Source organism: Streptomyces sp. CC0208, from assembly GCF_003443735.1.
Classification (GTDB): Bacteria; Actinomycetota; Actinomycetes; order Streptomycetales; family Streptomycetaceae; genus Streptomyces; species Streptomyces sviceus.
The window spans coordinates 8,020,091-8,040,358 of sequence record NZ_CP031969.1 but is presented as its reverse complement, the minus strand read 5'-3'; the positions used below and the strand labels follow the sequence as shown (position 1 = coordinate 8,040,358).

Genomic DNA, 20,268 nt, shown 5'->3' with positions numbered 1-20,268 from the left:
GGCGGCGGGAACGCGTTCTTCGGACATTCACGGCGGGATCACGTCCGGGGGGTTGAACCGGCCCGCGACCGCACTAGCGTCTGTGGGCGTCCCGACCCACACGAGTGAGGTGTCGATGTCCTCAAGACATGTCCTCGCCGGCCTGGCGCTGGTCCCGGTGCTCACCCTGTCGGCCGCCACGCCCGCGACGGCGTACGAGGGCCACCAACGGCCCGCGCCGAAGCGGCACTTCGACCTCCAGGCCCACCGCGGCGGCCTCGGCATGACGACCGAGGAGTCCCTGGAGGGCTTCGGGAAGGCGCTGCGTCTCGGGGTGTCCACGCTGGAGCTGGACACCCATGTCACCAAGGACCTGAAGGTCGTGGTCAACCACGACCGGCAGATCAGCGCGGTCAAGTGCCGTGACACGGGGCCGGTGACGGCCGGCGACCCGATGTACCCGTATGTCGGCAAGTACATCAAGGATCTGACACTGGCTCAGATCAGGACCATGGACTGCGGTTACCAGCAGCTGCCCGGATTCCCCGAGCAGGAGGTGGTCAAGGGCTTCCGGATGGTGGAGCTGAAGGACGTGCTGAACCTCGTCAAGCGCTACCGCGCGCGGCAGGTCAAGCTGAACATCGAGACGAAGGTCGAGGCCGGCGCGCCCGAACAGACCGCGCCGCGTGAGCTGTTCGTACGGCGCGTCCACGAGGAGATCCACCGCTCGGGCATCGAGAGGCAGGTCACCATCCAGTCCTTCGACTGGGGCGCGCTCAAGCAGATGCACAAGCTGGCCCCGAAGTGGCCGCTCGTCGCGCTCACCAACTACGACTTCCTCCAGGTCGGCAAGCCCGGCGCGTCGCCGTGGCTCGGCGGGATCGACGCCGACGACTACGGCGGCGACTTCGTCAGGGCGGCCGCCACGATCCCCGGTGTCAAAGCCCTCTCCCCCAACTACGGCTTCCCGCAGAGCGGCAAGGTCGGCGACCCCGGCTTCCGTTTCTACGCCGACCGGACGATGGTCGAGGAGGCCCACGCCCGGCGCCTGACGGTCATCCCGTGGACCTGCGACGATCCGGCCACCGTGGAGGCGCTCATGGACATGGGCGTCGACGGCGTCATCACCGACTATCCGAACCGCGTACGGCAGATCATGGCCGAGCGCGGCATGGCTCTGCCGAGGGCGTACCGGCCGCGCTGACGGGCTCGTTCCAGGAGGGGGGACAGGCGGGCCTACTAACGACGGCTGATCGCCGGGAGCGCCAACCTCGGGGCGGGACGTCGGCTCACCCATCCGTACAGGACCACCGAGCAGACCGCCGCCAGCGCGCACCAGGTCGACACGAACTCCAGCCGCCACAGCAGCAGGCACACCACGGCGCCCGCCCCCGCCAGGATGCCGAGCGCGGTGAGCCGACGGTCGCCGGAGAACAGCAACGCGCCGACCGTGGCGATCAGATAGCCCGCGACGAGCAGTTCCGCCCAGGGCAGTCCGATGACATAGGCCATGGTGTGGCCGCGGATCTCGGCCCGGACCGGGCGGGTGGCGAGACCGTGGGCGAGGAAGGCGGCGGTCAGCGCGCCCACCGCCACGAACGCAGTCGCCCGGCGGCCCGCTCGGCGTGAGGCCGCGCACCACACGCCCAGCGGCACCCACACCGCGAGCACGGGCATGGCGATGACGGCCCAGGCCATGGTGGCTGCGCCGGTGCCTCCGCCGACGTGCCAGACCTGGGCCTCGACCAGTTGGTGGGCGCCGAGCAGCAGGGGCAGCGCGGCGAGGGGCAGGTCGCCGGCGCGCCGGGTCCTGATCACACACGCCGCCCCGACGGAGGTGATGGCCGCGCCCGCCACGAGGTCCGCTGTCGCACTCCAGCACATGACACCACCATGTCAGGCCCAACCCACGACCGTGCGCTCCGCCACGGCGCGGCCGGACCGGGGCGAGCCGCTGACGCGCTACGCGCACATGTCCTGCGGTGGCCGGAAGGTGTGGTCGATGCCGGAGTCCGTGTTCACCTGGACGCGTACGGTCTCCAACTGCTGGAGCAGCGAGTCGAGTTGCCGCTGAGTGGGGTCGCGGAAGAACTCCAGGACCGCTCGGTGGAAGGCGTCCCGGAGTTCGGGCGGCATCACGTCGGAGGCGTCGAAGCAGAGGGTGCGGGCGCGGGAGCTGAGCAGGGAGTCGATCTCCCGCTCGACCGGTGTCGCGGAGGCCGGCGGCGACAACCCTGCCGTGTCCGGGAACAGCGGCCGTACCGCGGGGTCGGCCTCGGCCCACCAGAGCTCCCGCCCGGCCGGGCTGGACAGCCGTTCCACGAGTTGCTGGGCGTCCGGGTCGTCGCTGAAGACGGCGGCCATGTCACCGGCGACCTCGAAGGCGTCCCGGTACGCGGACTGCCCGTCCAGATAGGGGGCCGACGGCTCCACCGTCACGTCGTCGCCCGCGTAGACGTACCGGATGAAGGCGCTCTGGTGCTCGTGCGTGCAGTCGAAACCGGGCGAGGCGAGCAGGCCGCGCGGCTGTCCGCCCGGGTCGGCCGAACCCTCGAACGACGTGGTCAGGGACCGTTTCACCGATGCCGGGGAGCGCTTGCCGAGCAGCGTCGCCCAGGTGGTCCAGGCACGCTCGACAGCCGGGTCCCGCCAGTCGAGGCGGCCGGTGGCCCACTCGGTGTAGCGGGCCGGGCCCGCCTGGTGGAGGAGGAGGTCCTCGATCCAGTCGGTGCCGGGCCAGCCGGAGGTGGCCTGCGAGGCGAGGCCGACACACCAGGTGGGCCGTGCGCTCGACGCGCCGCGCTTGCTCCACACGAGGCTCTTGAGGTCGACCTTCAGCGGCACCCAGTAGGTGCGCCGCCGACTGTCCACCAGCAGGGTCGGCGCCCAGGGCGGATAGGCACGCTCGGCGCTCGCCTCGGCGAGCGGCTTCAGCTCGTCGCGGCGGGCGTACTCGGTGAGTTCGCCGATGCTGTTGAGGACCGCCACGTCCGGCGGATCGTCGGCCTCCAGCTGTGAGACGAGCGTCTCGCGCAGCGAGCGGGTGCCTTCGTAGGTGTACGTCCGTCCGGTCCCGTCGTCCAGTTTGTCGAGGGCGGCTTCGAAGGCCTTGCCCTCCTCGCCGGTCCACGGGCCGAGGACGACCAGCGGGTCGCGGGAGTCCGACCCGCAGCCGGGGACGAGGGCGAGCAGACACGCCACGAGGAGAACGCGCAGGACACGGCTCATGCGACGGCTCCGGGGCGGGTGACGACGAGGTACTCGCGGCGGTACGCGTGCAGTGTGCCGGCGATCACGGCCGCGACGGCAAGGCCCGCGGGGAACACGAACGGGGCGATGCCGTCGAGGAAGGCGAGCCGCCCGTCCGCCAGGCCCTCGTCGATCCGGGCCCGCAGCGTCTCGATGGCCTCCGGCTCCGGTCCGGCGAAGGGGCTTTCCTCGGCGGCCGTCTCCGTCCGGGGCGAGGTCTTCTCGGCCAGCGCGTCCGCGACGGGGACGGTCCCGTGCTGGGCGTCCAGGGCGAGCAGGGCGTCCACCGTCAGGAACGGTACGGCTAGGAAGGGCAGGGCGGCGGCCGCGAGGGGGATGCTCAGCCGGATCCGGAAGCGGCGGCGCAGGAAGGACACCGTCCGCCACAGCCCGGTGGCGAGCAGGGCGAAGGCGAGGACGGCGATCACCGCCGCGGTGATGGTGTCCGCGCCCCAGGCGGCCCGGTCGGCGAGCCGCGCGCGCAGCCGCCCCTCCAGCCCGGTCACCCGGTCGACGATGGAGGTGGCGGCGGAGCCGGTCGCGGCGGGGCAGGCCGGATACGGGTTCCTGCCGGTCGCCGCGACGGGCCGCGAGCAGAGCATGCTGCGCGCGTAGGTGAGTTCGGCGTCACGCAGGACCGGGTCGGTGGCATGGCCCTGGGCCCGGCCGATCCAGCCGGTGTAGTCGACGACCAGCGCGGACACCACCCGTAGTTCCTGTTCCTCGGCGACGGTGAGGGCTCCGCTGCGGGTGACCTGGTTCAGGCTCTGCGTGGCCCGGGCGATCCGGGTCCGGTACCGCTCGCTGAGCCCGCTGAGCTCGGCCGCCCGGCCCTCGGCGATGTTCCGCTCGGCCTCGCCCTGCGCGATGAGCAGCGAGGCCCGGGCGTCCGCGAGGTCGACCAGCGCGGGCGCCGCGCGCTCCCGGATGTACGCGGAGTCGCCCCGCACGCCCGCGTAGGCCCAGCCGAGCGCCCCGAAGGCCACCACGGCGAGCAGCGGCAGCGCGACCAGCCGGTCCCGCAGGTAGGCCCGGTTGCGGTGGCCGACGGCGGAGGGCCAGGCGTAGCGGTGGACCCGGCGGACGAGTTCGGCGGTTACGGCGGCGACGGCCCGCGTGAGGCGGAGGGTGTCCTGTGTGACGGCGCGTAAGCGACCGTCCGGAGCCAGTCGGCGACTCTCTTGCCGAGCCATGGGCTGTCCCTGTGGTGTCGGAAGGCGAGCGGGCGGACCTCGTAGGCGCGGTCCAGGAGGGTTTCGGCCACGGCCGCGTCCTCGGGAGCGACGGAGCGGGCGGCCTGGTGGGCGAGGGTGACATAGCGGCGGGACAGGTCCTCGCGCAGGCCGTGTTCGTCGGGCGGGAGGCCGAGCCGGGGGTCCGCACCGGCGGACAGGGCCGCGAGGTCCGCCGCATCGAGGGCGCCGCGGGCGAGGGCGCCCTGTAGGGCCTCCCAGACCTCGACGGTCATCCGGACCCTGGCCTCCTCGTCGGTGAGGCCGTGCGCGTGGAAGAGCAGAGCGAGGCGCCCCAGTACCTCGCGCAGCCGCTGCGGCGCCTCGTCGTCGTGACCGGCCCTGCGCACGTACTCGATGCCGATCCGAACGGCCGCGGTACGCGCGGCGGTCCGGTGCCGCGAGTGCTGCGGTACCGCGTCCAGTTCGCGTACGGCCTCCTCGCGTGCCCTTTCGCCGTCCAGCGCGAGCCGGGCCCGTGCGGCACCGAAGGCCGCGCTGCCCAGGGAGGGGTTGCGCAGCCGGACCGCCTCGTAGAAGGTCAGGGCCTCGTGCCGGCGCCCGAGGCGCTCCGCGCAGTGTCCGAGGGCCAGCTTGGGCGCGTACTCGCCGGGGATCGCCGCGTACGCCCGGTCGAAGTGCCGCCAGGCCACGGCCACTTGGCCGCGGGCGAGGGCCAGGAGTCCGTGGTGCCAGTCCAGCCGCCAGTCGTACGGGGCGCGGCGGGGGCCGATCCGTGCCTCGGCCGCCCGCAGTTCCCGTTCGGCGGCTTCGGGTCCGTCGGCCGGGTTCCGCAACCGCAGTCGGCAGCGCAGGAGATGGACCTCCGTGGAGTCCCGCCAGTCGCCGATGTGCTGGAGCAGGGCCTCCGGGGCGGCGTCGGCGAGTCTGCTCAGCTCGGCGTGATGCTCGTCGTGGGGGTCGGGGCGCGGGACGGGGAGGCGCTGGGCGACTTCGGCGGGCGGGGGCGGGGCGAACGGGGACGGCGCGTCGGGGGCTGCCCAGTGGGCCAGGGGTGGCGCGGAGCCGAGGGCGCCGTCGAGGGCGTAGGCCGACTGCAGGAAGAGCGGCGAGGGCTCGAAGGTCTCGGCACCGGTACGGAGCGACCTCAACTCGCGGAACACTCCCCGCAGTTGCTGCTCCATCTCCCGCGCGTCGGCGAACCGCCCCGCGGGCTCGCTCAGCGTGGCGCGGTGCAGGACACGGGCGAGCGAGAGAAGACCGAGACCGCGCGGAACGGGAGCGGTGGCGTCGCCGGGCGCCCACGGTTCCTTGGCGGTCACTTCCCCACCGACCGCCGGACCTTGCGGGACGGACACGTGGCCGACGCCCCCTCCCTCACCGGCACCTGACGAGTGGACGGGGCGTGGAGGGCCGGCTTCGGCTTGCGCTTCCGGCGGCATAGGGGCGGGCGGCTGAGCCACATCCGCAGACCCACCGACATGCTGTGCCGCCCGGGCGCCCAATCCCCGACCCACACCAGGCGACTCCCCGCCACCCGCCCCCTGACCCACACCAGTCGCCTTCCGGCCGGCCGGTCCCTGGGCCGCACCCGACGCCTCACCGGTGCTCAGCACCCCCTCAGCGGTCACCGCTCCCCGGGTGGGGGCGTCTGGCCTTCCCCCGCCGCCGAAGGTCTTCTCGGCCGCACCAGCGTTCCGGGCCGCCGGAGTCTCGCCCGTGGCCAAAGCCTCCTCGACGATCCGTGCTCGCCCGGCGGCGGACAAGGCCCCCCGGGCACCCCGGGCGGCCCGTGTCCGCCCGGTGGTCGACGCCGTCCCGGCAGCCACCCCCGTGGGCTCACCCGCACCCTCCTCCCCCGCCCCCAGCGTCCCCACATCCCCAAGGCGGCCCAAGTCCTCCGCCGACGTGCCCAGTCCGCTCAGGCGGCGCAGCGTTTCGCCCAGGCTGAAGAGGTCGTCCTGGGGTCTGGACTCGCCGTACGGCCCCACGGTCGGAGCACTGAAGCCGACGGTGGTCATCCCCGGCGCCCCCGCCGGGCGTACGCTGCCCACGTCGATGATCTTCGTCGTGGTGCCGTCGTGCATGACGTTGTCCGGCTTGAGGTCGCCGTAGACCTTGCCCGGCCGGTCGGCGTGCAGATACGCGAGGGCGGACAGGATCCGCACACCGTAGGCGAGCACGAACTCGTGGAAGCGCTGGTCGCCGAACTCCCCCGGGTTCAGCTTCGCCCGCGCCCGCACCTCCTCCAGCGTGAGCCCGTCCACGTACTGCAGGACGAGGAAGTCGCCGACCTCGGGATGATGGCCGTAGTTGAAGACGCGGATGATGTCGTCGTGGCCGAGGTCGACGAGGGCCCGCCGCTCCCGGGCCAGCGCACCCGCCGCGGCCGCCGCCTGATCCGGGTGCAGCATCTTGATGGCGACCTCGCGGTTGTCGACCTTGGTGTCGAGCGCGAGGTAGACCTCGCCCATGCCGCCGTAGCCGAGGGGTCGGATCAGCCGGTACTGGCCCGCGAGCAACTGCCCGGGAGGCAGGGGCAGTTCGCCGGGATCGCTGCCGGGGCCCCAGCCGCGTCCCAGCAGCGTGATCGTGGGCAGCACGGTCGGGTCGGGGTTCTCTGCGGGAAGGTCGACATGCGCGGCCCTCAGATACATCGGCTGTCCGGTGACGACAAGCGGACCGAACGACCCCTCGGATTCCGGTGGTTCACCGCACGCACTCCCGCCCCGAGCCCCCTTCATGCCTCCTCAGAATAGGGCCAGGTGCCCGGATCGACCCCTGGCGTTCCCTCCGAGAAACGTGATGCCGCAGGGTTCCGGCCGCACGACAAGGCCGGGATCGGCGTCCCCCACGGACCGACACCCCTCTAAAGTGAGGGGTTCCTGTCAGAAGAGTCCGGACCGCAGCCGTCCTGGCCAGCAGTGGTGAAGGAGACGCGGTGACCCTGCGCGAGAACGATCCGGAGTCCGTAGGCGGCTATCGGATCGAATCGCGGATCGGGACTGGCGGCATGGGCGTCGTCTATCTCGGCCGATCGGCCTCGGGGCGGGCCGTCGCGGTGAAGGTCGTCCACACGCGGTACGCCGACAACCCCGAGTTCCGGGCCAGGTTCCGGCAGGAGATCGCCGCCGCGCGCAGGGTCAGCGGCGCGTTCACGGCGCCGGTCGTGGACGCGGACCCGGAGGCGGCACGGCCGTGGATGGCCACCGCGTTCGTCCCGGGCCGTACCCTCGCGGAACGGGTCGACGAGTCGGGACCGCTGGACTGGCCCGCGCTGCGCCGCCTCGGCGCCGAACTCGCCGAGGCACTGCGGGAGATCCACCGCGCCGAGGTCGTGCACCGGGACCTCAAGCCGAGCAATGTCCTGCTGCTGGAGAGCGAGGGCGACGACGGGGCCGTACGCGTCATCGACTTCGGCATCTCGCGCGCGGCCGACAGCGACGTCCGCACCCAGACCGGCATGGTGATGGGCTCGCCGCCCTTCATGGCACCGGAACAGTTCAGCCGCCCGCACGAGGTCGGCCCCGCGGTGGACGTCTTCTCGCTGGGCGCGGTGCTGGTGTACGCGGCCACCGGGCACAGCCCCTTCGAGGCGGAGAACGCCTACCTGGCCGCGTACAACACGGTGCACGGTGAGCCGCGGCTGGGCGAACTGCCCGAGCAGTTGCGCGCGTTGGTCTCGCGCTGCCTGGCGAAGGAACCCGCGGACCGGCCGACGTCGGGCGAGGTCCTGGAGCGGCTTGCGGGACTTCCGGAGGAACTGCCCGCGGGTAAAACGGCCCAGGAGGCGCCCCCGGACCGGCAGCCGCCGTCGACGGACATGGTGACCTCGCAGCTCGGCGACACCGGCGCGGTCCGGCACGGGCGCCGCGGGCGGAGACTGTGGGCCGCCGTCGCCGCCGTGGCACTCCTCGGCGGGGCGGGGGCGGCCGCGGTCGCCGTGGTGGACGACCAACCGGCGAGCACGGTCGACGAGTTCGACGCCCGCGCTCCGCGGACGACGCCCGGCCGGACGGCACCGGCGGGCTGGCGGCCCTGGCACAACGCACTCGGGTCGGCCGGGAAGAACCAGCCGATGAGCATCGGCCCGTCGTGCACCCTGGACGCGCTCGGCGTCTTCTGCGCCTCCGAGCAGATCGCCCTGACGCGGCTGAACCCGGCGACGGGCACCGTGGACTGGACGAAGTCCATGAGCCGCAAGCAGGTCAGCAGCTTCTCGGTGCGCGAACCGCTCGTCCATGACGGCGTGGTGTTCGTGTACAGCGCGGACCGCTCGCAGGGCGTCGACGCCTACGACGCGAGGACCGGCGAGCGGTTGTGGCAACTGAAGGGTCCGCTGGGCCAGTTCGAGTACCTGGGCGGAGTGCTACTCGTCCGTCTTGACCAGCTCGGCCCCTCCGACACGGCACGCTTTGCGGCCTATGAGCCGCGCACGGGCAAGGAGTTGTGGCGGCGCGAGCTGACCACCACCTCTCCGAGCCCCTTCTACGCAGGCCCCGAGGGCATGCTCTACGCCGATCTGCGCGGCGGCAAGGGCGGCATCGCCCGCCTCGACGCGCGGACCGGCAGGACTTTGGGCCGCGTCGACGCGCCGAAGGGCGACCTGTGGCTGGCGACGGTCCACGACGGCACCGCCTACTACGCGCGCTGGGAGGACGACTCCGGCGTGTCCGCCGCCTTCTTCGTCCAGGACCTCAGCAGCGGGAAGACCCGCCGGATCGACTTCCCCTGGAGCGTCGAGCCCGAGGCGCCGCCGCTGGTGCAGGGCGACACCATGTACATCTTCGACTACGGCAACGAGACCTTGCTCGCCCTCGACGTGAAGCACGGCAAGCCGCTGTGGTCCAGCTCGCGCGACCTGCGTGTTTTCAGCGAACCGGCTTACCACGCGGGCCGGTTGTACGTGACGATGCCGGACACCAGCATCGTGGCCCTCGACCCGGGGACGGGCAAGGAGATCGGCCGTACCGCCCCGTCCTTCGACACGGGCGGCCGCTCCTTCGAGGAGCTGTCGCCGAGTTCGGTGCCGCCGCTGCTGGTGGGGAAGGTGCTGTACGGGGTCAGCGGCCCGGGGATCTTCTCGGTGGCCGACGTCACCTGAGCCGGCGCGCACGGGTGGGCCCGGCCCGAAGACCGGACCCACTCAGCCGCTCAGGCGGTGTGCAGGGTCAGGCCGTACCGGTTGAGGATCTCGTTGACGGGCTGGAACCAGGTCTCGCCGCCGCTGGAGCAGTTGCCCCAGCCGCCGGAGGTGACGCCCTGGGCCTGGTCACCGCTGATGAACGAGCCGCCGGAGTCGCCCGGTTCGGCGCAGACATTGGTCTTGGTCATCTGGTGCACCGCGCCCTGGCTGTAGTTCACGGTCTCGTTCATGGCGAGGACGGTGCCGCAGTGCCAGTGGGTGGTCGAGCCCGAGCGGCAGATCGAGGCGCCGACGGGCGCCACGTTCGAGCCGCGCACGAGCTGGTCGGAGACGGTGCCCCAGCCGAGCACGACCGGGACGGTCCACCAGCCGCTGCCCACGTTGACCCAGGCGTAGTCGTTGTCCGGGAACGACGAGCCCTGGAAATTGCCGACGTAGCTGCGGTCCCAGCCGTAGACGCTGCCGGTGTGCTGGTCGCAGTGGCCGGCCGTGACGAAGCCGCCGTAGACCGAGAAGCCGATGGAACAGCGGACGTTGCCGGTGTAGAAGGGGTCGCCGCCGACGGTTCCGGCGGCGAAGGTGGTCGGCGCGGCGGCCACTTCCCGCACGGTCACGGGACCCGCCTTCCGGGCGCGGGCGACGAACGCCTGGACATCGTTGTCACGCTGTCGGCCGCTGACGACGTTCACCACCACCGTGCTGGCCTTCGGGTCGACGTGCCAGCTGCTGACGGCGTCCGGTGCGGGGAGGGCGTCGAGCCGGGCCTGGGTGGCGGAGAGTTCGCGGGCGCTGTGGGCGACGGTGCGGACCGTGGCGCCGGTGGCGCGTATCTCGCGCAGTGCGGTGGCGGAGGTGCCGGGGGTGACGGCGACGGTCAGCGTGCCCTGGGCGGCTTCGAACCAGGAGCCGCCGAAGGACGTGCCCGCGGCCCGGCGGACCTTGGGCTGAAGAGCCGTGGCCTTCCGCTCGGCGGCGAGTCTCGCCACGGCCTGCTCGGGCGTGAGGCCGAAGTCCCGCTGCATCGCGGTGAGCAGACCGGCGGAGGCGGGTTGCTTCTCGTCGGCGGCGGCGGGGACGGTGCCCGCGGTCGCGCCGGCACCGAGCAGGAGCAGCACGGCGAGGCCCGCGCGCAGGAGGGGGTTGCGTCTCATGGAGATTGCCCTTCGTCGTTCAACGGGATGGCAGAGTTCTCTGAGAGCGCTCTCAGGATGGCCCGGCAGAGCCTAGTCGCTGACTGTTGACAGGTCCATACCAAGTATCGAGGTTGTCGGAATCCCGCCCCCGCCCGGGGATTTCGTCCGGCTCGGCTTGGGGATCTCCCCCAGGAACCCTGTCCTGCCCCGCGAAGGAACAAAATGACACGGAAGAAAGCCCTGGTGGTCCGAGGCGGCTGGGAAGGACACCAGCCGGTCAAGGCCACCGAGCTGTTCCTGCCCTTTCTGGAGAGCCACGGCTACGACATCCGCATCGAGGAGTCGACCGAGGTCTACGCCGATGCCGCCGAGATGGCCGCCACCGACCTCGTCGTGCAGTGCGTGACCATGTCCGAGATCACCGGCGAGCAGACGTCGGGACTGAGCGCGGCCGTCGCGGCCGGCACCGGCCTGACCGGCTGGCACGGCGGGATCGCCGACTCGTTCCGGGCCTCGTCCGACTATCTCCACCTGGTGGGCGGCCAGTTCGCGACCCATCCGGGCAAGGAACCGTGCGAGCGACGGGGCGGCGAGGAGGACAACTTCCTGCCGCACACCGTCACCTTCACCGATCTCGGCCGTGAACACCCCGTCACCGCGGGCATCGAGGACTTCGAGCTGCTCACCGAGCAGTACTGGGTGCTCCATGACGACCTGATCGACGTCCTCGCCACCACCACCCATCCCGCCCGGCCGTGGCAGCCCTGGCACCGCCCGGTCACCTCACCGGCGGTCTGGGCCCGTCAGTGGGGCGCCGGTCGGATCGTGGTAACGACTCCCGGGCACAGCCTCGACGTCCTGGAGCACCCCGCCGTCCGTACCGTCATCGAGAGGGGCATGCTGTGGGCGACGCGCACCGCATAGGCGTCATAGGGCTCGGCGTCATCTCCCGCGCCTACCTGGACACACTCGTCGGCCGCTCCGCCGTACGCGTCACCGCGGTCGCCGACCTGGACGCCTCCCGGTCGGCCGCCGTCGCCGCCGAACTGCCCGGCGTACAGGCCCTGTCCGTCGAGGAACTGCTGGCCGCCCCGGACGTCGACACGGTACTGAACCTCACGGTGCCCGCGGCGCACGCCGAGATCGCCCTCGGCGCCGTGAGCCACGGGAAGAACGTCTACGGCGAGAAACCGCTGGCCGCCGAACTCACCGCCGCCCGTGGCGTCCTGGAGGCCGCGGAGAAGGCGGCGGTCGGTGTGGGGTGCGCGCCGGACACCGTCCTGGGCACCGGCGTCCAGACGGCACGGTCGGCCGTGGACGCCGGGGCCGTCGGCCGCCCGCTGTTCGCCTCGGCCGTCATGGTCACCCCGGGCCACGAACGGTGGCATCCCCAGCCGGACTTCTACTACACGGCGGGCGGCGGCCCCCTGCTGGACATGGGGCCGTACTACCTGTCCTCCCTGGTGCATCTGCTGGGCCCGGTGCGTGCTGTGATCGGCGCGTCCAGCCGGCTGCGCACCGAGCGGGTCATCGGGTCCGGCCCGCGCGCGGGCGAGCGGATCCCGGTCGAGGTGGACAGCCATGTCTCCGGGGTCCTCGAACACGAGGGCGGGGCCCTGACGACGATCACGACGAGTTTCGACGGCGTCACCACCACGGCCGCACCGATCGAGGTCCACGGCGAGACGGGCACCCTCACGGTCCCGGACCCGAACACCTTCGACGGCGAGGTACGGCTGCTCGAACTCGGTGCGGACCAGTGGCGCACGCTTCCGCCCTCGGCCGGATACGTCGGCGCCGCCCGGGGCGTCGGACTTCTCGACTTCGTCGCCGCCGACGCACAGCGGCCACCGCGCGCGAGCGGTGAACTCGCCCTGCACGTACTGGAGACGATGACCGCCCTGCTCCGTTCCTCGGCCGAGGGGCGGCGGATCGAGCTGTCGACGTCGGTCGAGCGGCCTGATCCGGTCCCGCTGACGCCTCCGGAGAAGTGGCGGTGATCAGTCCACGGGCCAGGTGTGCGCGGGTGCGTTGAGGTGCATGTAGTCCCTGTACGTCAGCGTCATCCGGCGCAGCGCCTCCTTGCGGTCGCAGCCCGCCTTCTCCAGATGGTGGACCGTCTCCGTCTGCCACAGGGCGCCGTTGCGGGCGGTGACACACCGCTGCTCGATCACGCCCAGCAGGGGTTCGCGCCATTCCGCGTCCATGCCGGCCAGCTCCAGGCCCCGGTGCGCGAGGGGCAGCAGCCGCCGCAACACCAGTTCTGTGACCGGCACTTCGCCCACCCCCGGCCAGTACAGGCGGGCGTCGATGCCGTCACGGGCGGCGGTGTGCAGGTTCTCCTCGGCGACCGAGAAGGACATCCGCGTCCACACCGGCCGGTCCTCGTCGACGAGGGCGCGGGTCAGGCCGTAGTAGAAGGCGCCGTTGGCGATGATGTCGGCCACGGTGGGCCCGGCGGGCAGCACCCGGTTCTCGATGCGCAGGTGCGGGCCGCTGTCGGTGACGGCGTAGATCGGGCGGTTCCAGCGGTAGATCGTGCCGTTGTGCAGGGTCAGTTCGCCGAGTTCCGGCACGCCGCCGCCGTCGAGCGCCCCCTGCGGGTCCTCCTCGTCGCAGATCGGCAGGAGCGCGGGGAAATAACGCACGTTCTCCTCGAACAGGTCGAAAACGCTGGTGATCCAGCGCTCCCCGAACCACACGCGGGGCCGTACGCCCTGTGCCTTGATCTCCTGGGGCCGGGTGTCGGTGGCCTGTTCGAAGAGGGGGATGCGGGTCTCGCGCCACAGCTCCCTGCCGAAGAGGAACGGCGAGTTGGCCGCGAGGGCGATCTGTACGCCCGCGACGGCCTGTGCCGCGTTCCAGTAGTCCGCGAACTCCTTGGGGGCGACCTGGAGATGGAACTGCGTGCTGGTGCAGGCGGCCTCGGGCGTGATGGCGTCGGCGTACATCGCGAGCCGGTCCACGCCGTCCAGCTTGATGCGCAGGTCCTCGCCGCGGGCCGCGAAGATCTGCTCGTTGAGCAGCCGGTAGCGCGGATCGCCGGACAGGGCGCTCTCGCCGACGTCCGCCTCGCCCAGCGTCGGCAGGATGCCCACCATGATCAGATGCGCGCCGACCGCCGAGGCGCGTTCCTCGGCGTGGTTGAGGGCGTCGCGGATCTCCTGCTCCCAGGAGCCGGGGCCGCCGGACAGGAGGCGGCGGGGCGGGATGTTGATCTCCAGGTTGAAGCGGCCCAGCTCGCTCGACCAGGCGGGGTCGGCGATCGCCTGGAGCACCTCGGTGTTCCGCATCGCCGGGAGCCCGTCCTCGTCCACCAGGTTGAGCTCGATCTCCAGCCCGACCTGCGGCCGCTCGCTCTCGAAGCCGGACTCGCGCAGCATCTGCGCGAGGACGTCGAGGCAGGTGTGCATCTTGTCCCGGTACCGTCGGCGGTCCTCCCGCGTGAACACCAGGGCCGGCACGTCACGTCCCATCGGTCCCTCCCGAGTCCCCTCGGCGGATACCTCTCCCGTCCCAGAGTCCCACCTCGTGAGCGCCCCGGACAGTCGGCGCACAGCACCGGGGCGGTGTGCGACGCCCCGCTCACAGAACGTGCGCCCCGGCCCGCAGCCAGAGCGGGGCCGCGGTGAGGGGGATGCGGACCCGACGCCAGGCCGGGCCGTCGATCGGACCTCCTGAGCCCGCGTACGGCAGCCACTCCCCCGGCGGGAACCACACCTGTCTGCGTCCACCGGGCGCGTACAGCGGCGCGACCAGCAGATCCGGGCCCAGCAGGTACTGGAGGTCGGCCGCGTGGGCGTCCGGCCGGTCGGGGTGGTCCAGGGCCATCGGGCGGGCGAGCGGCTCGCCGGTGCGGACCGCGTCGGCGGCGGACCGGTGGACGTAAGGCAACAGGCCGGTGCGCAGCCGGGCCGCGTGCAGGACGGCCGCGTACACCTCCTCGCCGAAGTCCCAGGGCAGCCGGGACGTCATGCCGTGGAACCGGCTTAGGGGGGACAGCAGTCCGAACTGCGCCCAGCGGACGAAGAGTTCGGGGTCCGGTGTGCCGTGGAAGCCGCCGATGTCGTGGCTCCAGAAGGGGTGACCGGAAAGGGAGAGCGAGAGGCCCGCGCGCACGGTCGAGGCCAGGTCCTGCCAGCTCGCGTTGGGGTCTCCGGTCCACTTGGCGCCGTGTCGCTGGCCGCCGGTCCAGGTGGAGCGGCCCCAGGTCAGGCCGTGGCCGGCGACCTCCTGGGTGACCTCGGCGACCAGGTCGTTGAAGAGGAGCGGGTAGAGGTTGTGCAGTCGGTCGCCGGTCATCCCGTTGTGGGCGACCGCCGCCACGGGGACCGCCTCGCCGAAGTCGGTCTTCAGGACCGACACCCCGGTGGCCAGCACCTGGCGGACCCGGCCCCGCAGCCAGTCGGCGGCGCCTGGATGGGTCAGGTCGAGGACGGCCGAGTCCGGGTGCGCGCCGTTCCACACCTGCCCGATCCACGTCCCTTGCGAAGGGACCCGCAGGAACCAGCCGTTGCGGTCGATCTCGGCGAAGTGCGGGCTGTCGACACTGAGGTACGGGTTCATCCAGAGCGAGACGTGGAAGCCCTGCTGGGCCAGGTCGGCCAGCAGCCCGCGGGGGTCCGGGAACGCCTCGGTGTCCCATTCCATGTCCGACCAGCAGCCGGGCCGCTGCCAGTAGGTGTCGATGTGCAACACCTCGCAGGGGAAGCCGAGTTCGCGGATACGACGGGCTCGCTCGCGTACCTCGTCCGCGCTGTCCCGGCAAAAGCCGCCGGAGATCCAGGGTCCGAAGGCCCACCGCGGGGGCAGCAGGGCGGGGCCGGTCAGGTCGCGGTAGGTGCGCAGGCACTCGGTGGGGGTGCCGGTGATCAGGTAGTAGTCGAGTTCCTCGTCGGGGACGGTGACGGACCAGGCGCCGGTGTTGCTGTGCGCGAGGTCGAAGGAGGCCGCGGTGGTGGTGTCCACGAGGACGGCGTAGCCCCGGCTGGAGAGCAGGAACGGGACCGCCTTGTAGGAGCGGGTGCCGGTCGAGCCCTGGGCGTCCTCGACCCAGCAGTCCACGCGCTGCCCGCGCAGGTCGGGGCCGGTGAAGCGTTCGCCGAGGCCGTAGAAGTGCTCGTCGGGCTCGGTGAACCAGCTGTCGTGGTAGATGAGTTGACCGTCGGCGAGTTCGGTGACCCCGAGGGGCAGGACGATCGTGCGGTCGCCGGGGTCGCTCACGTCGGTCGCCTGTCGTAGGTGACAGCCCCTCAGTTCCAGTGTCAGGGGCGAGAGACGGACGTCGAGTGCGAGTGCGCCGAGTCGGAGGGTGAGCGTGTCGGGTGACCGCTCGACCAGACAGCCGGTGTCCGCCGGTGCGGTCACGACGGAGATCCTGGGTGCCGTCGGTACCCCGTCCAACCGCAGGGTGATCCGCAGGGAGTTGTCCGTCGCCGGGCGCAGGCGGAGCGTGCCCGTACGTCCGGCCGTCGTGCGTACGTCGAGAATCACGCCGTCCTCGGCGGCGACGACACACGCTCCGGCCAGGGGATCCAGCAGGACCGGGACGAGGGGTGGGGGTGGTGCCACCCGGGGTGTGCTGTCACGGGGATGCACGGCGTTCAGCCCCTCACGCTGCCCGCGGTGAGCCCGCCGACGATGAAGCGCTGGAAGACGGCGAAGACGCAGACCACCGGGATGCTGATGAGGGTCGCGGTGGCCATCAGGGCGCCCCAGGACGTCCCGTGCTGCCCGATGAAGGCGTTGAGGAGAACGGTGACGGGCTGGACGTCGGGCCCCTCGGCGAGCGTGAGCCCGAACAGGAACTCGCCCCAGCCGATCAGGAAGGACAGTCCGGCCGCCGCGACCAGACCGGGCACCATGAGCGGCAGGACGACCCGCAGCAGCGCACCGGGCAGTCCGCAGCCGTCGACCAGGGCCGCCTCCTCCAGCTCGGAGGAGACGCTGCGCATCACGGGACGCAGCACGATCACCGTGAAGGGCAGCGTGAGCGTGGTGTCGGCGGCGATCAGGCCCAGATACGTGCCGGTGAGGCCGGCCCGGCGTTCGAGGATGAACAGCGGGGCCGCCAGCACGATGGCGGGCGGGAGCTGGGCGACGAGGAGCGCGAGCACCATCGCGCCCGAGCCGCGCATCCGGATCCGGGCGAGGGCGTAGGCGAGCGGAACGCCGAGCAGCAGGGTGAGCGCGACCACCCCGCAGGAGATGACGACACTGTTGAACAGGGCGCGGGTCAGGCCCTCGTAGCCCAGGGCCGTCGAGTAGTTCTCGCCGGTGAGCGGGGTGGGCGCCCACTGCGGGTCCGGGGTCTGGATGCGGTCGGGCCGGGTGAGGCCGGTCTTCAGCATCCAGTACACCGGCAGCAGGAAGGCGGCGGTGATCAGTGTGGCGACGGCGGTCAGCAGCCAGGGCCGGCGCGGTGGTCTCATGCGGCACCTCCCGCCGGCGCCTCTTCCTCGCGCCGCAGCCGTCGTACGTACCAGGCGCCTGCCAGCAGGGGGAGGACGAGCAGCAGCAGGCCCGCCGCCGCGCCCTGCCCGAACCGGAAGAACGTGAAGAAGACCTCGTAGACGTAGAGGGACAGCACGCGGGTGGCGTCGACGGGGCCGCCGCCGGTCATCACGAAGACGAGGTCGAAGACCTTGAAGGTGTAGAGGAGGCCGAGCAGGAGGACGGTCACCGAGACGGGCCGCATCAGCGGGAGGGTGAGGTGGCGGAAGCGCTGCCAGGCGTTGGCTCCGTCGATGGCCGCGGCCTCGTGGAGTTCGGGGTCGATGGTGTGCAGTCCGACCAGGAGCAGCAGCATGTTGAAGGGCACGCCGACCCAGACGTTGGCGAAGACCACCCCCGCCATCGAGGTGGAGGGGTCGGTGAGCCAGTCGTGGGAGAGACCGCTCAGGCCGACCGCCTGGAACAGGGCGTTGTAGGCGCCTGACTCGGCGTCCAGCATCCAGCGGAAGAGGGTGCCGCTGACCACCGGGGGCAGCAGCCAGGCGACCAGCAGGAGGGAACGCAACAGGCCGTTGAGGGGGAACGGGCGGGCGAAGAGCAGGGCCAGGGCGAAGCCGATCGTGAACTGGAGCAGCAGCGAGGCCAGGGTGAAGACCAGGGAGAGGCGTACGGAGTGCCAGAAGCCCGGGTCGTCGGCCACCGCCCGGTAGTTGTCGAGTCCGTTGAACCGCGCGGCACCGCCGAGGAGTTGGCCCAGGTCGACGTCGTGGACGGAGGTCCACAGGTTGTAGAGGAGCGGGTAGGCCAGGACGAGGGCGAGGAAGGCCAGGCCCGGCAGGCAGAACAGGTAGCCGGTGCGGCGGCGGCGCGCGGACGGCGACAGGGGCTGTCTCATGGCGCGCCCAGAGCTTTGTCGATCTTTCCGGCGGCGGTCCTGGCCGCCGCGGACGCGGACGCGGATCCGGTGAGCACGGCCTGCTCCGCGTCCGCGACGGCCTGCGAGGCCTCGGCGTAGTGGGGTCCGTACTGGCGAGGCCGGGCGAGCGGCAGCTGGCTGAGGAAGAGCCGCAGGGCCGGGTCGGAGGCCCAGCTCCCCCGGTCGGCGAGGTCCTTGCGGGCGGGGAGGTCGCCGAAGGACACCAGGTACGGCACCAGGACCGAGGGGCGTTGGGTGTACTCCAGGACCTCCCACACCTTGTCCACGTGCTTGCTGCTCGCCATCGCGACCCAGTTCTCCCCGCCCAGGCAGGTGGCGGCCTCCTTGTCGCGGGGCAGTGCGACGACGTTCCAGTCGAAGTCGGCGTTCTTGAGGGCCGGGATCTGCCAGGGGCCGTTGATCTGCATCGCGGCGCGCTGGTCGAGGAAGCGGGTGTTGACGTCCTGCTGGGTCCAGCCCACGCACTGTTCGGACAGGGAGCCCTTGGCGATCAGTTCGTCGAGGAAGGCGAGCGCGGTGGCGCCGTGGGTGCGGAAGGTGTCCAGGTCGCCGCCGGCCTGCCAGAGGAACGGCAGGAACTGGAAGACACCCTCCTCGGTCTTGATGGCGCTCAGTGCCAGGCCGTGGCGGTCGCCGCTGGTCAGCTTCTGGGCGGCGGAGGCCAGTTCGTCCCAGGTGGTGGGAGGTTCGACGCCTGCGGACTTGAGCAGGCGGGTGTTGCAGTAGAGGGCGAGGCAGTTGCTGTTGTTGGGGATGCCGAGGGTTTTTCCGCCGACCTGGCAGCCGGACCACGGTCCCTTGTAGTACTGGTCGGCCTGGCCCCATTTCTCGACTCTGGCGGTGAGGTCGGCCAGCAGCCGGCTGCCGCCGAGGGTGTTCATGGAGACGTTGTCGACGATGGCGAGGTCGGGCAGGTCGCCGGAGATCGCGCCCAGGGTGATCTGCCGTTCCAGCTCGGCGAAGGGGAAGGTCCGCCGCTCGATGCGCACGTCCGGGACACCGGCCTCGATGTCCTTGATCAGCCGGTTCATTCCGGGCTGGAAGTTGTCCAGGGTGAAGTAGTCCCACCAGCTCAGGGTCACCGGCCCCGACGTGTCCGAGCTGCAGGAGGTCAGACCGAGGGCGGCGGTGGCCGCCGCCGCGCCGGAGACACGCAGGAAATCACGGCGGTCGACGGGGTACGACATCGTCTGCTCCCAGTGGTTCGATGATCGGGCACAGAAACGGACGTATCAGAAATCCAGGTCGATATCGGGGAAATCGGGGAGTTCGGTCTCGGGTTCCGAACCCGGCACCGACGGGCAGCGTCCCGTGCTCCCGCGCAGGGTGATCAGCGGTTTCAGCAGGACGTGCCGGGGCGGCGAGTCCGGTGAGCGCAGCCGCCTCATCATCAGGTCGACGGCGACCCGGCTCATCTCCTTGGCGGGTATCTCGGCGGCGGTGAGGGGCGGGTTCACCTGTTCGGCCCAGGGGCTCGCCGCCACGCCGACGACGGAGAAGTCGCGCGGCACGGTGCGGCCGTTCCGGGTGAGTCCGCGGTAGACCCCCTCCAGGGCCGCTTCGTTCATGGTGACCAGCGAGGTCGTCGCCGGGTCCTCGCTCAGGATGCGTTCCACGACCTCCTCCCCCGAGGCGAGGTCGTCGCCGCACAGATAGGCATGCGGGGTGAGGAGCAGTTTCTTCATCGTCTCGGTGTAGCCCTCGTCCCCGAGGCGGGCGAAACCGTAGCCGCTGTTGAAGAGCTGTTCGGAGCGGTTGACGAAGGCGATCCTGCGGTGGCCGAGGTCGGCCAGGTGCTGGACGCAGCCGCCGGCCAGACCGGCGAAGTCCAGGTCGACCCAGCCCGCCACGTCGGCCCGGTGATTGCGGCCGATGGCCACGAAGGGGAAGCCCGCCTCGGCCAGGTACGCGACGCGGTCGTCCTCCCGGCGGATCTCCATGACGATGACGCCGTCCACCCGCCGGTCGTCGACCATGCGCGGGAAAGAGGGGTCGCCGTGACGTCCGGCGGGCGCGAGCAGCAGGTCGTAGCCCTGCTCGGCGGCGGCCTCGGCCACCCCGCCGACGAAGGCGAGCTGCATGGTGGTGTACTCGCCGAGGCGGCCGGCGGGCGGATAGAGGAGCCCGAGCGTGTGGGTGCCACGGCCGGCGTCGTCGATTGCGGGTCGCGCTGCCATG

At 71.7% G+C, this 20,268-nt stretch carries 15 protein-coding genes; 4 read left to right on the top strand and 11 right to left on the bottom strand.

All coding sequences use genetic code 11. The annotated features are described in order from the left end of the window. The first annotated feature begins 115 nt into the window (after window positions 1-115). Window positions 116-1,183, top strand: a complete 1,068-nt coding sequence (locus D1369_RS36895) for a glycerophosphodiester phosphodiesterase family protein (protein ID WP_037903067.1) — start codon at window positions 116-118, stop codon at window positions 1,181-1,183. 35 nt (window positions 1,184-1,218) lie between these two features. Here the strand turns inward: D1369_RS36895 and D1369_RS36890 are convergent, their stop codons facing one another. The 4 genes from D1369_RS36890 to D1369_RS36875 form a co-directional block, all read right to left on the bottom strand. Continuing rightward, window positions 1,219-1,863, bottom strand: a complete 645-nt coding sequence (locus tag D1369_RS36890; protein ID WP_007380124.1) for a DUF6629 family protein — start codon at window positions 1,861-1,863, stop codon at window positions 1,219-1,221. A 78-nt stretch (window positions 1,864-1,941) separates the two neighbouring features. Next, complete coding sequence (locus tag D1369_RS36885) at window positions 1,942-3,207, bottom strand: alpha-glucoside ABC transporter substrate-binding protein (protein ID WP_037899024.1); 1,266 nt, start codon at window positions 3,205-3,207, stop codon at window positions 1,942-1,944. Further along, window positions 3,204-4,421, bottom strand: a complete 1,218-nt coding sequence (locus tag D1369_RS36880; protein WP_118082872.1) for a hypothetical protein — start codon at window positions 4,419-4,421, stop codon at window positions 3,204-3,206. The genes D1369_RS36885 and D1369_RS36880 overlap by 4 nt, the downstream gene beginning before the upstream one ends. Next, entirely contained in the window at window positions 4,325-7,078 is a 2,754-nt protein-coding gene (locus D1369_RS36875; protein ID WP_007380128.1) for a tetratricopeptide repeat protein, read from the bottom strand. Before D1369_RS36875 ends, D1369_RS36880 begins: the two co-directional genes overlap by 97 nt. Before the next feature lie 284 nt (window positions 7,079-7,362). Between D1369_RS36875 and D1369_RS36870 the strand changes: the two genes are divergently transcribed. After that, the gene (locus D1369_RS36870) at window positions 7,363-9,525 is read left to right on the top strand and encodes a serine/threonine-protein kinase (protein WP_118082871.1); all 2,163 of its coding nucleotides are present in this window, start codon (window positions 7,363-7,365) and stop codon (window positions 9,523-9,525) included. Window positions 9,526-9,575: 50 nt separating this feature from the next. On the opposite strand, the gene D1369_RS36865 is transcribed toward D1369_RS36870, so the two are convergent. Beyond that, window positions 9,576-10,718, bottom strand: coding sequence for a S1 family peptidase (locus D1369_RS36865; protein ID WP_007380130.1), 1,143 nt, complete (start codon window positions 10,716-10,718; stop codon window positions 9,576-9,578). 204 nt (window positions 10,719-10,922) lie between these two features. Between D1369_RS36865 and D1369_RS36860 the strand changes: the two genes are divergently transcribed. Together D1369_RS36860 and D1369_RS36855 are read left to right on the top strand one after the other, a co-directional pair. Beyond that, window positions 10,923-11,624 (top strand): ThuA domain-containing protein, encoded by a 702-nt coding sequence (locus D1369_RS36860; protein WP_118082870.1) that lies wholly within the window; start codon window positions 10,923-10,925, stop codon window positions 11,622-11,624. After that, the gene (locus tag D1369_RS36855) at window positions 11,603-12,700 is read left to right on the top strand and encodes a Gfo/Idh/MocA family oxidoreductase (protein WP_007380132.1); all 1,098 of its coding nucleotides are present in this window, start codon (window positions 11,603-11,605) and stop codon (window positions 12,698-12,700) included. The genes D1369_RS36860 and D1369_RS36855 overlap by 22 nt, the downstream gene beginning before the upstream one ends. Here the strand turns inward: D1369_RS36855 and D1369_RS36850 are convergent, their stop codons facing one another. From D1369_RS36850 to D1369_RS36820, 6 genes are all read right to left on the bottom strand, one after another. Next, window positions 12,701-14,176, bottom strand: coding sequence for a glutamate-cysteine ligase family protein (locus tag D1369_RS36850; protein WP_007380133.1), 1,476 nt, complete (start codon window positions 14,174-14,176; stop codon window positions 12,701-12,703). 109 nt (window positions 14,177-14,285) lie between these two features. After that, window positions 14,286-16,271, bottom strand: coding sequence for an alpha-xylosidase (locus D1369_RS43200; protein WP_050789670.1), 1,986 nt, complete (start codon window positions 16,269-16,271; stop codon window positions 14,286-14,288). Window positions 16,272-16,303: 32 nt separating this feature from the next. Beyond that, window positions 16,304-17,131, bottom strand: coding sequence for a carbohydrate ABC transporter permease (locus D1369_RS36835; protein ID WP_007380135.1), 828 nt, complete (start codon window positions 17,129-17,131; stop codon window positions 16,304-16,306). Further along, the gene (locus tag D1369_RS36830; RefSeq protein ID WP_037899027.1) at window positions 17,128-18,048 is read right to left on the bottom strand and encodes a sugar ABC transporter permease; all 921 of its coding nucleotides are present in this window, start codon (window positions 18,046-18,048) and stop codon (window positions 17,128-17,130) included. Before D1369_RS36830 ends, D1369_RS36835 begins: the two co-directional genes overlap by 4 nt. Beyond that, complete coding sequence (locus D1369_RS36825) at window positions 18,045-19,277, bottom strand: sugar ABC transporter substrate-binding protein (RefSeq protein WP_118082869.1); 1,233 nt, start codon at window positions 19,275-19,277, stop codon at window positions 18,045-18,047. The genes D1369_RS36830 and D1369_RS36825 overlap by 4 nt, the downstream gene beginning before the upstream one ends. Before the next feature lie 45 nt (window positions 19,278-19,322). After that, window positions 19,323-20,267 (bottom strand): substrate-binding domain-containing protein, encoded by a 945-nt coding sequence (locus tag D1369_RS36820; protein WP_118082868.1) that lies wholly within the window; start codon window positions 20,265-20,267, stop codon window positions 19,323-19,325. Between the last annotated feature and the right edge of the window lies 1 nt (window position 20,268).

Coding starts and splice junctions, on each gene's coding strand:
- D1369_RS36850 (WP_007380133.1), bottom strand. CDS start 14,176: ATGGGACGTGACGTGCCGGCCCTGGTGTTCACGCGGGAGGACCGCCGA.
- D1369_RS36830 (WP_037899027.1), bottom strand. CDS start 18,048: ATGAGACAGCCCCTGTCGCCGTCCGCGCGCCGCCGCCGCACCGGCTAC.
- D1369_RS36865 (WP_007380130.1), bottom strand. CDS start 10,718: ATGAGACGCAACCCCCTCCTGCGCGCGGGCCTCGCCGTGCTGCTCCTG.
- D1369_RS36820 (WP_118082868.1), bottom strand. CDS start 20,267: ATGGCAGCGCGACCCGCAATCGACGACGCCGGCCGTGGCACCCACACG.
- D1369_RS36890 (WP_007380124.1), bottom strand. CDS start 1,863: ATGTGCTGGAGTGCGACAGCGGACCTCGTGGCGGGCGCGGCCATCACC.
- D1369_RS36825 (WP_118082869.1), bottom strand. CDS start 19,277: ATGTCGTACCCCGTCGACCGCCGTGATTTCCTGCGTGTCTCCGGCGCG.
- D1369_RS36895 (WP_037903067.1), top strand. CDS start 116: ATGTCCTCAAGACATGTCCTCGCCGGCCTGGCGCTGGTCCCGGTGCTC.
- D1369_RS36880 (WP_118082872.1), bottom strand. CDS start 4,421: ATGGCTCGGCAAGAGAGTCGCCGACTGGCTCCGGACGGTCGCTTACGC.
- D1369_RS36835 (WP_007380135.1), bottom strand. CDS start 17,131: ATGAGACCACCGCGCCGGCCCTGGCTGCTGACCGCCGTCGCCACACTG.
- D1369_RS36860 (WP_118082870.1), top strand. CDS start 10,923: ATGACACGGAAGAAAGCCCTGGTGGTCCGAGGCGGCTGGGAAGGACAC.
- D1369_RS36885 (WP_037899024.1), bottom strand. CDS start 3,207: ATGAGCCGTGTCCTGCGCGTTCTCCTCGTGGCGTGTCTGCTCGCCCTC.
- D1369_RS36875 (WP_007380128.1), bottom strand. CDS start 7,078: ATGTATCTGAGGGCCGCGCATGTCGACCTTCCCGCAGAGAACCCCGAC.